Here is a 12,677-nt window from a genome sequence, read left to right on the forward strand (position 1 = left end):
TTCATGTTGGAGACCCAAAAATGAGCGCACCCGCCAAGCCGACCGAACGATACATGCAGGGCATGGTGACACGCCGCTCCGTGCTGGGCGATGCGCATGTGGACAAGGCAAGCGCCAGCGCCACAGAATTTGATCAGCCGTTCCAGACCCTTATCACCGAATCTGCCTGGGGCACGGTTTGGTCTGGCACACAACTAACCAAGCGTGAGCGTTCCCTCATCACCATCGCTCTTCTGGCTGCGTCTGGTCAGGATGAAGAAGTTGCCATGCATGTCAGGGCAACCGCCAATACGGGTGCGACAGAGGAAGATATCCGCGAAACGCTGATGCATGTGGCCATTTATGCCGGTGTTCCGGCAGCAAACCATGCGTTCAAGATTGCGAAGACGGCACTTGCGGGGATGCGTACCGAAAACGCTGCAAAGGAGGAGATAAAATGAGAAACCAACCACCCGAAACCGGGCCTTTCTTCGCGCGTGATCGCGACATGCACCCACCGGCTTACGCACCGTGGTACAAGACCTCAATCCTGCGTTCACCTCAGCGCGCGCTGATTTCGATGGAAGGCACCAAGAGTGAAATCACCGGCCCGGTCTTTGGCCATGGCATGCTGAACCCGCTCGACAACGATCTCATCCTTAACTACGCCAAACCCGGAGAAATGCCGGTCGGCCCACGCATTCTGGTGCATGGCCGTGTGCTGGATGAACGTGGCCTGGGTGTTGCTGGTGCATTGGTTGAATTTTGGCAGGCCAATGCCGGTGGCCGTTACCGCCATAAAAAAGAAACATACCTTGCCGCCGTTGATCCGAATTTCGGCGGGGTCGGCCGTACCATCACCGATGAAAACGGCTATTACTGGTTCAAGACCATCCAGCCCGGTGCCTATCCATGGCCGAACGGTGTCAATGACTGGCGCCCGGCGCATATTCATTTCTCGATCTTTGGTCACGGTTTTCAGCAACGCCTGATCACCCAGATGTATTTTGAGGGCGACCCGCTGATCTGGCGCTGCCCAATTGTCAAGACCATCCCCGACGAAAATGCAATCCGGCAGTTGATTGCACCCCTCGACATGAATGCGACAGTACCGATGGACATGCTCGCCTATAAGTTCGATATCATTCTGCGGGGCCGTCGCTCCACCTTCTTCGAGAACCGTCCGGAGGGCAACTGATATGGTGCAACCACTCAACTACCTTAAGGAAAGTGCGTCCCAGACTGCTGGCCCTTACGTCCATATCGGCTGCACGCCAAATTTTGTGGGCATTCACGGTGTTTTCGACAAGGACCTCGGCTCCGGCGCCCTCTATAACGATCAGACATGCGGCACCCGCATTACCATTCGCGGAACCGTCTATGACGGCGGCGGCTACCCGTTAAAAGATGCGCTGATAGAAATCTGGCAAGCTGACTCAGCTGGCCTTTACAACAGCCCAAGCGAAACGCGCGGCGCGGCTGATCCGAACTTTCTCGGCTGGGGCCGCTCGCCGGGCGACATGGATACCGGCGAATTCGTCTTTGAGACGATCAAACCGGGTCCGGTGCCTTTCAAAGACGGGCGTTTGATGGCTCCGCATGTCACCTTCTGGATTGTTGCCCGCGGCATCAATATCGGCCTGCATACCCGCATGTACTTTCCAGAGGAAGAACAGGCAAATGCCATTGATCCAGTGCTGGCCCGTATTGAGCATAAAAGCCGCCTTCCAACGCTGATTGCGACCAAGGAAGGCGATGCCACCTATCGTTTCGACATCCGCCTGCAAGGTGATGGTGAAACGGTGTTCTTTGATATCTGAGGTCACGATGGGCCTTTCTGCCTTTGATCACCCTTTCCTTTCCGGCCTGTTTGCGGATCCGGATATCGCAACGCTCTTTTCAGCGGATGCGGATATTGCCGCCATGCTGCGGTTTGAAACAGCACTCGCTGAAGCTGAGGCCGAATGCAATGTCATTGACTATCAGACAGCCGAAGCGATTGTCACTCAGCTAAGCGGCTTTTCGCCGGACATGGCACTTTTGGCTCAAGGCATGGCAAAGGACGGTGTTGTTATTCCCGAACTCGTCCGGCAATTACGCCAGATGGTCGGAGGCAGCGCTGCGGAAAAGGTTCATTTCGGCGCCACCAGTCAGGATGTGATTGATACAAGCCTCATCCTGCGCCTGAAGGCGGCAACACACATCATCACCGACAGGCTTGCGGCCATTGCCGCTGGCCTTTCTGCCCTTTCAGAACGCGACGGACACAATAGCCTGATGGGCTATACCCGTATGCAGGCGGCGATCCCGATTACATCTGGTGAGCGCATTGCCACCTGGAAAGCGCCGCTTGAACGCACGATGGCGCGGATTTCTGACTTTTCACAGACTGGTTTTGCCGTGCAATTTGGCGGTGCTGCCGGATCGCTCGAAAAATTTGGCGACAAAGGTAGCGCTGTTCGCGCTGCCCTCGCCCATAAACTGGCACTCAACGACCAACCACAATGGCACAGCCAGCGTGATACTTTAGCAGAATTTGCCGCTCTTTTATCGCTCATTACGGGAAGCCTCGGGAAATTCGGGCAGGATGTGGCTCTTCTAGCAGAAGCGGGGCAGGAAATTCAGCTGACAGGTGGCGGCGGCTCTTCAGCCATGCCGCATAAGCAGAACCCGGTTGCCGCTGAACTTCTGGTGACACTTGCGCGTTTCAACGCCTCACAACTGGCCGCCCAACATCATGCATTGGTGCATGAACAGGAGCGCTCCGGTGCCGCCTGGATGCTTGAATGGCTAACCTTGCCGCAAATGGTGATGACAACCGGTGTGGCGCTGCAAACCACACTTGCCCTCATCGGACGCATCACACGATTGGGCCATACCGCGACCTGATTAAGGGGCAATGTAAGCTTGGCTGAGTCAACGCGCTTCATGCCCCATTCGGGCACCGTTTTGTGTAACGATGATCCCGTGGTAAGCCAGCATATCTTCAACCATGCGAAAGTTGAACGGGCTGGAAAATTTCGCCGTGGCTTGGGTCGATGAAATTGAAACCCTTTTCACATTTGTGAACGCTTCACAGTCGGATATTCGTATCCTTGGATTATTGTTTTTCCTGCATCCGCACCAAGCGGGCAATCAGATCATTGAATGGCGCTTCGATGCTGCGTTCACGGGAACGGCGGGCGACGTAACCGTTCAAGGCGTCTATTTCGGTGCGCGCACCCCGTTCGACATCCGTCTGAATGTCTTCGCTTTCTGCTAAAGCCAACACTTCAGCGGCAATGCGCATTGCCATATCTTTCCCAAGCTCCTGCGCCAGAAACCCAACCGTTGCCTTGCCCAGAAGCGCTGTAGCGTTGACAGTACAATTGAAGGCCGCCTTTTGCCATATTTGCTTTGCGGCATCATCGGTAAACCAAGGCAGATATTGAGCCAATCGCTTGGCAACCTCAACCGAGGGGCCGCACGGTGTTGTAATGCTGTCTCCAGTTTTCGATGATGATCTTCGCCTCCTTAAGTGTGTAGAAGATTTCGCAATAGCCGCTTTCCCACGGACTGCCCGGCATGATGTAGGCGGTTTTGGCATCGACTGCTGCGATCCACTTACGAATGTGCAAACCCAAAAAAATTGATCGGTGTCATCCACACTGCGCCAAGATTTAAATCGCTCATCAAATGCAAGATATTGATATGGCATTCGCTATAAACTTAGCTGAAGTTTGTATGACCCCATTTTGGATAGTTACCGCGCATGATCAGGGCCAGTCGGCATAGGTTGCATTCGCTACCGCAACTTCTTTCTGCAAGCGTGAAGCCACGCGAAACCGGCTCGGGGCCTGGTTCATCCCCTTGTGGAAAAAACGGCTGAAATTATTGGCATCTGTAAAGCCACATGCATAAGCTATTGCTGAAATAGATTCATCCGTGCGTTCCAGCCGCATAACAGCCTCACGCAGCAACCGCTGATGCACAAGCTGCAACGGTGTTCGCCCCAGCTTTCGCTGACAAATACCGTATAAGCGATCATATCCTATCTCCAGAAGCTTCGCATAATCAGCGATCGAGAGATGATGTCGAAAATGTAATTCAACCAGCCTACGAAAAGCCCGCAACTGCTCCACCTCACTCACACTGTTATGTTTTGCCTGGCTGTTATGTTTTGAATGTATGTCGTCCGGCCTCTCGCGCCACAGAGCAATCAGCATCAAGCGTATCCAGGCAACGATTGCGATCTGCGAACCGGCAAGCCCCGCATTCACCTCCCTCTCTATATTGCGCGCAAGCATCATATATGTCTCAGCCATATGATCCAGAGACGGATGAAAAACTCCATTTTCTTCAAAAAGCTCTCGCAGCATGATCGATTCCGCACTGCGGCCAACCAATTCATCGGCAATGGTTTGCGGGATGGTGAAGATATAGCCCATTGATCCGGGGCCAAAAAACACAAGACTGCGGTGTGTGTTTTGAAACAACCAGACCATTGGAGCGGCATATGTCAGCCTATCCTGCTCCGCGTTCTCAAAATGCAGCTCTCCCGATGAGAGTAAAATAAGACATGTCTGCAACGCATCATCATTTGCAGCTAGACGGCGCGATATTCCACGCAATGTCGGATCAATTTTCTCAGCCTTAATCATCCGGCTGCGCTGATCAATTATAGATGCCTGTTGCATGTCTTTAGCCGTTATATCCATCACACCCAAACAGCCGGAAATTGATATATTTTTACAAGATTATGATATTCCTTATCAAAGGTAAATCATGATTATACTGTTGATGTGCGTGCACCTAAGCGGGAAACCGTATCAGACTGGGAGGGTCTGGTTGCACGAAACGCTTGAGGAGGATGGATGACCTACAATGCGCGACAGCGTCCGCCTTGCATGAGCTTTCTGCAAGGTGAGATCGGTATGTTTGATCGTATAGATCCCGTCTTGGGAACGGTCGCCTATTCGGCACCTGATTGCACAGCAGCCGATGCAGTCTGTGCTGCAAACTCTGCTGCGCGCGCCTTTTCTGACTGGTCGAAAACTGCCCCTCAAGAACGCCGCCATATCCTGATGGCCACTGCAAAACTGATTGGCCAATATCAAGATCGAATAACATCACTCATGATGGCCGAAATCGGCGCAACGCATGAATGGATTGCGATCAATATTCGATTGGCCCAAGAGCATTTTGAAGAAGCAGCCGCTCTGACCACACAGTCTGCGGGCCGCGTCACTCAAGACATGAAGGCGTTTTCTTTTCGCGAACCGGTCGGTGTTTGCTTAGCGATTGCACCATGGAATGCGCCGCTTGTGCTTGCCTCGCGCGCTGTCGCAACCGCACTGGCACTTGGCAATTCTGTCGTGTTGAAAGCCTCTGAACTTTCGCCGGGCACGCATCTGCTGATCGGTGAAATTCTAACCAAAGCCGGCCTGCCGGAAGGTGTGTTGAATATTGTCACCCACCGATCTGATAATGCATCGCAGATCATGGAGACGCTCATCTCTCTGGAAGCTGTGCGCCGTATCAATTTTACCGGATCAACCCGTGTCGGACGTTTGATTGCAGAAATGTCAGCGCGTCACTTGAAGCGCTGCTTGCTGAAATTAGGTGGCAAAGCACCCTTCATCGTATTGGATGATGCAAACTTGGAACTGGCGGCCGAAGCCGCAGCTTTTGGCGCTTTCATGAATCAGGGCCAAGTGTGCATGTCCACTGACCGGATCATCGTGCTGGATGCTGTAGCGGATCGCTTTGTTGAGATGCTTGTTGAAAAATCCAGAAAATTGCGCGCCGGAGATCCGCGAAGCGGCAAATGGGCGCTTGGTCCGCTCGTGAGCGAGCAGGTCGCAAGACGGCTTTCAGAGCTGATAGTGGATGCAGAGAAAAAAGGGGCCGATATTGTCTGCGGCGGTCAGGCGAATGGTGTTTTCATGGACGCAACCGTGATCGACAATGTTGTGCCGGGAATGGCCGTCTATGCAGAAGAATGCTTTGGGCCGATTGCAACAATTTGCCGGGCATCATCAGAAAAAGAGGCCATTTTTATCGCCAATGATACTGAATATGGTCTTTCAGGCGCAGTTTTTGGCCGCGACATTCAGCGTGCCATGGAAGCTGCTCGCCAGATCGATGTCGGCATTTGCCACATCAATACAACCACTCTTCATGACCGTGCCGACATGCCCTTTGGCGGCGTAAAAGCAAGTGGTTACGGACGTTTTGGTGGCCTTGCGGCCATTGATGAATTTACCGAAACCCGTTGGATTACTGTCAACTCCAGCGCTGAACACACACTTTGGGAACCTCATTCCTGAGCTAAACAATCAATCTGGCTACACCATATTGGCTGCCCAGTCCTGACAAGAAGGATGATAAACATGATGTTATTTGGTAAAAAGATCGTCGTGACCGGTGTCGCGAGCGGAATAGGACAACGCACGGCAGAGCTTGCTCTCCACCTCGGCGCCGAAGTGATCGGCATTGACAGAGCCAAACCAGAACAGCGTTTTGGTGAGTTTTTAGCCGGCGATCTTGGCACGTTCGATGGTGTTAAAGCCATTATCGATGCAATACCGGATGGTTTTGACGCATTGTGCAATATCGCGGGCGTATCCGGGCAGACAGGTGCCGCACATACTTTGGCAGTTAACTTTTTCGGTCTGCGCGCCCTCTCAGAAGGTCTCGCTCCGAAAATGCGTGAAGGTGGCTCCATTGTAAATGTCGCCTCAATCGCTGGATATGGCTGGCGCTCAAATGTCAGCCGCGCCAAGGGCATTGCGCACAGTCAAGGCTTTCCCGATCCTGCGAAGATCGTCGCTGAATATGAAATTCCGAACGATGCCGGTTATCCGGTTTCAAAGGAAGCGCTGCTCGTTTGGAACCAGCTTGCTGCACATGATCCGCAATTCCGCTCACGCGGAATCCGCGTCAATGCCGTATCTCCGGGGCCAGTCACCACGCCAATTCTTACCCAATTCCGCGACACGTTGGGAGATTCGAGGGTCAATGCCGATATAGACCGGGTTGGTCGCGCCGGAACTGCCGGTGATATTGCGCCGATTATTCTGTTTCTTTGTTCAGATGCCGCACGTTGGGTAACAGGTGCCAATATTCCTACGGATGGTGGACTTGAAGCATCTGTAAATACCGAATTCTTTGGGCTTTGAAGGAGGCAAAACCAATGAAAATAGACCTTTTGATTAATGGTGCCGCGGTAAAGGCAACAGGAAATCGTAGTTTTGAACGCCGTGATCCGGTGACAAACCAAGTCGCAACAACCGCGGCAGCCGCCTCGGTTGAGGATGCATTGGCAGCGGTTGCGGCTGCGGCTGAAGCATTTCCTGCATGGTCGCAAACTCTGGTGGGTGAACGGCGCAAACTGCTCAACCGTGCCGCTGATATTATGGACGCGAAAGCACCTGAATTCATCGCCGCCGCAATCGCAGAAACCGGCGCAACCGCCCCCTGGATCGGCTTCAATGTCACACTTGCAGCCAATATCCTGCGCGAAGCGGCATCGATCGTCACCCAGATCGGTGGTGAAGTGATCCCGTCAAACAAGCCCGGCACCCTTGCAATGGCAGTCAATCGTCCCAAAGGCGTTTGCCTCGGCATCGCCCCATGGAATGCGCCTGTCATTCTTGGTACGCGTGCAGTTGCCATGGCGGTTGCCTGTGGGAATACTGTTGTTCTGAAATCGTCAGAACTCTGCCCTGCCACCCATCATCTGATCGGCAGCTGCTTTGCTGAGGCCGATTTCCCGGCTGGTGTTGTGAATGTGATCTCCAATGCGCCGGAAGATGCGGCTGTGCTCGTTGAAGCCTTAATCCGCGCGCCGGCTGTGCGCCACGTTAATTTCACCGGCTCCACAAAAGTTGGTCGTATCATCGGCCGTCTTGCGGGTGAAGAACTAAAGCCCGCCCTGCTTGAACTGGGTGGCAAGGCGCCATTTGTTGTCCTTGGTGACGCAGATATCGATGCAGCAGTCAATGCGGCTGTTTTTGGTTGTTTCATGAACCAGGGCCAGATTTGCATGTCAACGGAACGCTTGATCGTCGATGCCAGCATTGCCGATGAATTTGCAAGCCGTTTAGCCGCGCGCGCGGCTCAGCTGCCTGCGGGCAATCCACGCGAACATGTGGTTCTGGGTGGCCTGTGCACTCCGGGCGCTGGCGAAAAAATGGATGAGCTGATTGCTGATGCCGTTTCAAAGGGTGGCAAGCTGCTGGCAGGAGGCACCCGTAATGGTGCCATCGTGAGCGCAACATTGATTGACCATGTTACGCCAGAAATGCGAATTTATTCTGAAGAGAGCTTTGGCCCTGTTAAGCCGATCATCCGTGTTAATGGTGATGCAGAAGCCATTTCTGTGGCAAATGACTCAGAATATGGTCTCTCTTCCGCGGTCTTTTCGCATGATCTGCAAAGAGCCATGGCGGTGGCCAATCAAATTGATACGGGCATTTGCCATATTAACGGCCCAACCGTTGGTGATGAAGCACAAATGCCATTTGGTGGTGTCAAAAATTCCGGCTACGGCCGCTTTGGTGGCAAGGCTGGCATCGCAGAATTTACTGATCTGCGCTGGTTGACGGTTGAAGATCCGAAACAGCATTATCCATTTTAAGCATAAAGCGGCAGTTTCATCTGCCGCATCAAAAAATGCCGGGAGCCATGTCGTTCCGGGCATTGCTGCCTTTCGGAAACAAAGCCGCTGCATGAAGAGCTGGTCTATGCCGATTCTAATCGCAGCTTCGTGCTTTGTTCCATACGCAATGCCAGCCTCAGTCGACACTAGCTGTAAGTGCCGCTAACCGACGGGCCGGAAAGCTGGAGCGACGATGCCTTCTGCGACGCGTTGCGCCGCCGTCTGCCAGTGAAACTGGCAGACACCCGAGAGACTGGTCCGTTAATCGAAAAATCCATCGCACTCGCCGAAAACTATGTCGGCCTGCCCTACTGATTAGGCCAGCATAGCAGCAAGCTCTGCCTGCGTTTTTAAAAGCGCAGGCAGATAACGCTCGACAATAGCCGTCATGGGTTCTGCCGTGGCGGCAAGCCCTACATTAAGCGCAGCGATCGTTTTGCCGCGTGATGTATGCAGCGGCACCGCAATAGAACGCAACCCTGTTTCCACTTCCTGATTGATGGTTGCAAAACCGTGTTGGCGCACCTCATCCAGCGCCGCCATCAATGCGGCAATCTCTGTCACAGTGCGCTCGGTACGTGCAATGCGCGGAGAGGCTTCCAGCAGTTGCGCAGCCTTTTCATCCGTCTGCGCAGCCAACAAGACACGCCCCATTGAGGTACAATAAGCTGGTAGTCTTGAGCCGGGCATCAAGGCAATGGACATGACCCGGCTCTGGGCAGCACGCGCCACATAGACAATTTCCCATTCATCAAGGATTGACACCGATGTGCTCTGACCGATCTCTTCAGAGAGCCGGTCAAGTGTCGGCTGGACAATGCGCGGCAGCGGCATGGTGGCGAGACAGCCCGTGCCAAGCCTGAGAATGCGTGGCGTAACAGTAAAAAACTTGCCGTCATAAGCGGCATAACCAAGTTCCGAGAGCGTCAACAAACAACGCCGTGTTGTCGCACGGTCAAGACCGGCAATTTCCGCCGCCTCAGCAATGGAAAGGCGTGGCCGTTCGGCGCTGAAGGCCTCAATCACTTTCAGCCCTTTGGCAAGACCGCCCATGATGTCGCGTTCTTTTACGGGCATTGCACTCTCCATTCTGTGCGATAATCGAACAAAAATCATATAACGCACAAATGGGTTGCCGTCGAGCGGCTCTCGGCCTTAGTTTCAACGCCATCACGGAGGGTTCAAGCATGGACAAGACAATCACCAGCGCGGCGGAAGCTGTTGCCGGGATTAATGATGGTGCAACCGTTATGATTGGCGGCTTCGGCGGCTCCGGCGCGCCGATCGAGTTGATTCACGCCCTAATCGACAAAGGGCCAAAAAATCTCACCGTCATCAATAATAATGCGGGCAATGGCCGCATCGGCATCGCCGCAATGATTGATGCGGGAATGGTCAAAAAGATGATCTGCTCGTTCCCGCGGTCTTCTGATCCACGCGCCTTCACCGAGGCCTATCTCACAGGCAAGGTGGAGCTGGAACTCGTTCCCCAAGGCACGCTTGCCGAGCGCATCCGCGCTGGCGGCGCTGGCATTCCCGCCTTTTACACCCCCACAGGCTACGGCACAGAACTTGCGCAAGGCAAGATCATCGCCGAATTCGACGGGCGCTCTTATGTGCAGGAACGCTGGCTCAAGGCCGATTTCGCTCTCATCAAAGCGCATGTCGGCGATATCCACGGCAACCTCACCTATAATAAGGCCGCACGCAACTTCAATCCGCTAATGTGCATGGCCGCTGCCAAAACCATCGTGCAAGTCTCGAAACTCGTGCCGCTTGGCGGCATTGATCCTGAGCATGTGATCACACCCGGCATTTTTGTCGACAGCATCGTCGAGATTGCCAATCCGCAACAGGAAGAAATCCTCATTCGGTCGGGAGCCGTTTACGCATGACCGTTGAAACATCTCAAGAGCTCAAGCTTTCCAACGCCCAGATCGCCTGGCGTGCAGCGCAGGACATCCGTGACGGCGCCTATGTCAATCTCGGCATCGGTTTTCCGGAAATGGTCGCACGCTACCAGCCACCCGGTCGGCAGGCGATCTTCCATACCGAAAACGGTATTCTTGATTTCGGCGAACCACCAGCTGAGGGCGAAGAAGACTGGGATCTGATCAATGCTGGCAAAAAGGCCGTAACGCTGAAACCCGGTGCTGCCTTCTTCCACCATGCAGATAGTTTCGCCATGGTACGCGGCGGTCATCTGGATGTAGCTATTCTTGGCGCTTATCAGGTCGCGCAGAATGGTGATCTTGCTAACTGGCGCGTTGGCTCCAAGGGGGTACCTGCTGTGGGTGGCGCCATGGATCTCGTGCATGGTGCCAAGCAGGTCTTCGTGATCACCGAACACGTCACCAAAGACGGTAAGCCGAAACTGGTAGAAGCCTGCACCTTCCCACTGACTGGCGTCGGCTGCATCACCCGTATCTATACCAGCCTTGCGGTGATCGACATCGTCGATGGTCATTTCGTATTGCGTGAGAAGCTGCCGGGCATCTCCTTTGACGAGCTTCAGGCCAAGACGGGCGCAAAGCTGCACACCGACGGCCCCGTCGCCGATCTTATCGCCCCGAAACTTTGAGGATAGCTCCATGACCGAAGTCTTCATCTGCGATTATATCCGCACGCCGATTGGCCGCTTTGGCGGTGCATTATCATCGGTACGCGCCGATGATCTTGGCGCCGTGCCGCTCAAAGCGCTTCAGGAGCGCAATCCGTCACTTGATTGGGAGGCTGTTGATGATGTGATCTTCGGCTGCGCCAACCAGGCTGGCGAAGATAACCGCAACGTTGCCCGCATGTCGCTGCTTCTGGCAGGCCTGCCGGTTTCCGTCACCGGCACCACCGTCAACCGTCTTTGCGGTTCAGGCATGGATGCGATGATCATCGCCGCACGCGCCATCAAGTCCGGCGAAGCCGAATTGATAATCGCCGGTGGTGTGGAAAGCATGAGCCGTGCGCCCTTTGTGATGCCGAAAGCTGACGCAGCCTTTTCGCGCAAGGCGGAAATTTATGACACCACCATCGGCTGGCGTTTCGTCAATCCGGTGATGAAAGCGCTTTATGGTGTCGATTCCATGCCCGAAACCGGCGACAATGTTGCCATTGACTATAAAGTCTCGCGCGAGGATCAGGACGCATTTGCCGTCCGCAGTCAGGAAAAAGCCGCAGCAGCGCAGACCAATGGTCGCCTTGAAAAGGAAATCGTAGCGGTCAGCATTCCCCAGAAGAAGGGCGATCCGCTCAGCGTGACAAAGGACGAGCATCCGCGAGCTACCAGCCTCGAAGCGCTCGCCAAGCTGAAACCGGTGAACCGCATGGACGGCGCAACCGTCACCGCTGGCAATGCCTCAGGCGTTAATGATGGTGCGGCAGCACTGATCATCGGCTCGGCAGCGGCAGTGAAAAAATACGGCCTCACCCCGATTGCCCGCATCACTGGCGGAGCAACGGCAGGTGTTCCACCCCGCGTCATGGGTATCGGTCCGGCTCCTGCTTCGAAGAAACTGCTGAACCGCCTTGGCTGGAAGGCCGATGACCTTGACGTCATTGAGCTGAATGAAGCCTTTGCCTCCCAAGGCCTTGCAACGCTCCGCCAACTCGGAATCGCCGATAACGATCCGCGTGCGAATCCGAACGGTGGGGCGATTGCGCTTGGGCATCCGCTCGGTATGTCCGGTGCCCGCATCGCTGGCACGGCAGCACTTGAATTGTCGCTAACCGGAAAATCAAAAGCACTCGCCACCATGTGTATTGGCGTTGGTCAAGGCATCGCTATCGCACTCGAAAAAGCTTAAGCTCTCTTTTCAAGTACATATTTTAGTGAAGCGCCGTTCTGCATAAACAGAACGGCGCTTTTATTTTATTGTGGATAGCTTTTCTCAATAGCTACTCTAAACTATGCGTTTTCAGAGGTTGCTTTAACTGTACGGCATCCCGTAAGCGGGGCATATCCGTTGGCGGTGCTATTTCACTGTGCAATTGCGCGCTGACTTGCAATCTACCATAATCCGGTCTGTGACAGAAGATTGCTTCCCATTGCATTTTGAAGAAGGCG

General features: G+C 54.1%; 14 protein-coding genes and 1 pseudogene. 11 read left to right on the forward strand and 4 right to left on the reverse strand.

Annotated elements, in window-relative coordinates:
• The first annotated feature begins 20 nt into the window (after positions 1–20).
• Genes pcaC through OPR82_RS16220 form a run of 4 tightly spaced genes read left to right on the forward strand, consistent with a single transcriptional unit; the run spans position 21 to position 2,868 of the window.
• The gene (gene pcaC / locus OPR82_RS16205; protein WP_265985977.1) at positions 21–440 is read left to right on the forward strand and encodes a 4-carboxymuconolactone decarboxylase; all 420 of its coding nucleotides are present in this window, start codon (positions 21–23) and stop codon (positions 438–440) included.
• Positions 437–1,177: a protocatechuate 3,4-dioxygenase subunit beta gene (gene pcaH, locus OPR82_RS16210; protein ID WP_265985979.1), complete on the forward strand. Its 741-nt coding sequence runs from the start codon at positions 437–439 to the stop codon at positions 1,175–1,177. Before pcaC ends, pcaH begins: the two co-directional genes overlap by 4 nt.
• A 1-nt stretch (position 1,178) precedes the next feature.
• Positions 1,179–1,799, forward strand: coding sequence for a protocatechuate 3,4-dioxygenase subunit alpha (gene pcaG, locus OPR82_RS16215; RefSeq protein WP_265985981.1), 621 nt, complete (start codon positions 1,179–1,181; stop codon positions 1,797–1,799).
• A gap of 7 nt (positions 1,800–1,806) precedes the next feature.
• Positions 1,807–2,868, forward strand: coding sequence for a 3-carboxy-cis,cis-muconate cycloisomerase (locus tag OPR82_RS16220; RefSeq protein WP_265985983.1), 1,062 nt, complete (start codon positions 1,807–1,809; stop codon positions 2,866–2,868).
• Between the two features lie 211 nt (positions 2,869–3,079).
• On the opposite strand, the gene OPR82_RS16225 is transcribed toward OPR82_RS16220, so the two are convergent.
• The 3 genes and pseudogenes from OPR82_RS16225 to OPR82_RS16235 form a co-directional block, all read right to left on the reverse strand.
• Positions 3,080–3,415, reverse strand: a complete 336-nt coding sequence (locus tag OPR82_RS16225; RefSeq protein WP_265985985.1) for a ketopantoate reductase family protein — start codon at positions 3,413–3,415, stop codon at positions 3,080–3,082.
• A 22-nt stretch (positions 3,416–3,437) separates the two neighbouring features.
• Positions 3,438–3,605, reverse strand: a pseudogene (locus OPR82_RS16230) (IS3 family transposase); the annotation flags it as partial.
• Between the two features lie 129 nt (positions 3,606–3,734).
• Positions 3,735–4,655, reverse strand: a complete 921-nt coding sequence (locus OPR82_RS16235) for a helix-turn-helix transcriptional regulator (RefSeq protein ID WP_265985987.1) — start codon at positions 4,653–4,655, stop codon at positions 3,735–3,737.
• A gap of 177 nt (positions 4,656–4,832) precedes the next feature.
• Between OPR82_RS16235 and OPR82_RS16240 the strand changes: the two genes are divergently transcribed.
• The 4 genes from OPR82_RS16240 to OPR82_RS16255 all read left to right on the forward strand — a co-directional run bounded on the left by OPR82_RS16240 (position 4,833) and on the right by OPR82_RS16255 (position 8,935).
• Positions 4,833–6,287 carry an aldehyde dehydrogenase family protein gene (locus OPR82_RS16240; protein ID WP_265985989.1) on the forward strand — a complete coding sequence of 485 codons (1,455 nt, stop codon included), beginning with the start codon at positions 4,833–4,835 and terminating at the stop codon, positions 6,285–6,287.
• Positions 6,288–6,353: 66 nt separating this feature from the next.
• A complete protein-coding gene (locus OPR82_RS16245; RefSeq protein WP_265986012.1) occupies positions 6,354–7,139 on the forward strand; it encodes a coniferyl-alcohol dehydrogenase in 786 nt (261 codons plus the stop codon).
• 14 nt (positions 7,140–7,153) lie between these two features.
• Positions 7,154–8,599 (forward strand): aldehyde dehydrogenase, encoded by a 1,446-nt coding sequence (locus OPR82_RS16250; RefSeq protein ID WP_265985991.1) that lies wholly within the window; start codon positions 7,154–7,156, stop codon positions 8,597–8,599.
• A gap of 177 nt (positions 8,600–8,776) precedes the next feature.
• Entirely contained in the window at positions 8,777–8,935 is a 159-nt protein-coding gene (locus OPR82_RS16255; protein ID WP_265985993.1) for a hypothetical protein, read from the forward strand.
• On the opposite strand, the gene OPR82_RS16260 is transcribed toward OPR82_RS16255, so the two are convergent.
• Entirely contained in the window at positions 8,936–9,697 is a 762-nt protein-coding gene (locus OPR82_RS16260) for an IclR family transcriptional regulator domain-containing protein (protein ID WP_265985995.1), read from the reverse strand. It lies immediately after the preceding gene.
• A 110-nt stretch (positions 9,698–9,807) separates the two neighbouring features.
• On the opposite strand from OPR82_RS16260, the gene OPR82_RS16265 reads away from it, so the two are divergent.
• From OPR82_RS16265 to pcaF, 3 genes are read left to right on the forward strand one after another with little or no spacing between them, the layout of a single operon-like run.
• Positions 9,808–10,515: a 3-oxoacid CoA-transferase subunit A gene (locus OPR82_RS16265; RefSeq protein ID WP_265985997.1), complete on the forward strand. Its 708-nt coding sequence runs from the start codon at positions 9,808–9,810 to the stop codon at positions 10,513–10,515.
• Positions 10,512–11,201 (forward strand): CoA transferase subunit B, encoded by a 690-nt coding sequence (locus OPR82_RS16270; protein ID WP_265985999.1) that lies wholly within the window; start codon positions 10,512–10,514, stop codon positions 11,199–11,201. Before OPR82_RS16265 ends, OPR82_RS16270 begins: the two co-directional genes overlap by 4 nt.
• 10 nt (positions 11,202–11,211) lie before the next feature.
• Complete coding sequence (gene pcaF / locus OPR82_RS16275; RefSeq protein ID WP_265986000.1) at positions 11,212–12,417, forward strand: 3-oxoadipyl-CoA thiolase; 1,206 nt, start codon at positions 11,212–11,214, stop codon at positions 12,415–12,417.
• Positions 12,418–12,677: the final 260 nt, after the last annotated feature.

Origin of the sequence: Ochrobactrum chromiisoli (genome assembly GCF_026241335.1) — a bacterium.
GTDB lineage: Bacteria > Pseudomonadota > Alphaproteobacteria > Rhizobiales > Rhizobiaceae > Brucella > Brucella chromiisoli.

Excerpts from the sequence above, each read along its gene's own strand:
- pcaC (WP_265985977.1), top strand. The coding sequence starts at position 21 with ATGAGCGCACCCGCCAAGCCGACCGAACGATACATGCAGGGCATGGTG.
- pcaH (WP_265985979.1), top strand. The coding sequence starts at position 437 with ATGAGAAACCAACCACCCGAAACCGGGCCTTTCTTCGCGCGTGATCGC.
- pcaG (WP_265985981.1), top strand. The coding sequence starts at position 1,179 with ATGGTGCAACCACTCAACTACCTTAAGGAAAGTGCGTCCCAGACTGCT.
- OPR82_RS16220 (WP_265985983.1), top strand. The coding sequence starts at position 1,807 with ATGGGCCTTTCTGCCTTTGATCACCCTTTCCTTTCCGGCCTGTTTGCG.
- OPR82_RS16235 (WP_265985987.1), bottom strand. The coding sequence starts at position 4,655 with ATGCAACAGGCATCTATAATTGATCAGCGCAGCCGGATGATTAAGGCT.
- OPR82_RS16240 (WP_265985989.1), top strand. The coding sequence starts at position 4,833 with ATGACCTACAATGCGCGACAGCGTCCGCCTTGCATGAGCTTTCTGCAA.
- OPR82_RS16245 (WP_265986012.1), top strand. The coding sequence starts at position 6,354 with ATGTTATTTGGTAAAAAGATCGTCGTGACCGGTGTCGCGAGCGGAATA.
- OPR82_RS16250 (WP_265985991.1), top strand. The coding sequence starts at position 7,154 with ATGAAAATAGACCTTTTGATTAATGGTGCCGCGGTAAAGGCAACAGGA.
- OPR82_RS16260 (WP_265985995.1), bottom strand. The coding sequence starts at position 9,697 with ATGCCCGTAAAAGAACGCGACATCATGGGCGGTCTTGCCAAAGGGCTG.
- OPR82_RS16265 (WP_265985997.1), top strand. The coding sequence starts at position 9,808 with ATGGACAAGACAATCACCAGCGCGGCGGAAGCTGTTGCCGGGATTAAT.
- OPR82_RS16270 (WP_265985999.1), top strand. The coding sequence starts at position 10,512 with ATGACCGTTGAAACATCTCAAGAGCTCAAGCTTTCCAACGCCCAGATC.
- pcaF (WP_265986000.1), top strand. The coding sequence starts at position 11,212 with ATGACCGAAGTCTTCATCTGCGATTATATCCGCACGCCGATTGGCCGC.